The organism is Clostridium sp. DL1XJH146 (genome assembly GCF_054819755.1).
In genome coordinates, this window is the sequence record NZ_JBTVVN010000105.1 from 1 (window position 1) to 635 (window position 635).

A 635-nucleotide genomic window follows, 5' to 3' on the forward strand; every position below is an offset into this window, starting at 1 on the left:
ATTAAAAAACATAAAAAAGTATCAGCTTGGGGATTTTTAATCTCAGGGATAGGGATTTTTATTTCTATTTCATTTGCAGGACTTTTGTCAGCTATTTTGTTTTTAATAGTTGCAATTATGATGTTTGCTAGAAAAGCGCCTGAAGAAATGGAAAATTCTCTTGGAGAAAATGATAGTAATGATAATTTGAAAATGGAGCAATCTAAGAAAAGTAAAAAGAAGTTGCCTATAGTTATTGGTAGCGTAATAGCTTTAATAGTTGTATTTGCAATGATAGGTAGTGGAGGAGCATCTACTTCAAATAGTGGGGAAACAGAGTCAGTTGCTGCAAGTGGAAGCACTTCTGATGATAATGCTACCAATAATAGTTCATCAAAAGATTGTACAGAAGATGTTCAATTTAATATAGGTGATAGTGTTGAAGTTGGAGAGCTTCAGTATACTGCATTGGGAATTAGTGTGGCAGATACATTAGAGGCCAATTACTTAAGTTCTGAAGCTCAGGGTGAATACTATATAGTTGAGGTAAAGGTGAAAAATATTGGCAAGGAAAGTGCAACAATAGATACAGCTCTATTTACATTAATTGAGGATGATGGAACAGAATATTCAGCAGATACTTATGCTGGTGATTG

1 protein-coding gene is annotated in these 635 nt (G+C 33.7%); it reads left to right on the plus strand.

What is annotated here, in order from left to right; translation table 11 throughout:
* On the plus strand, positions 1 to 635 hold a 635-nt coding region (locus tag ACVHXK_RS18680; RefSeq protein WP_461207919.1), incomplete at both ends, for a DUF4352 domain-containing protein.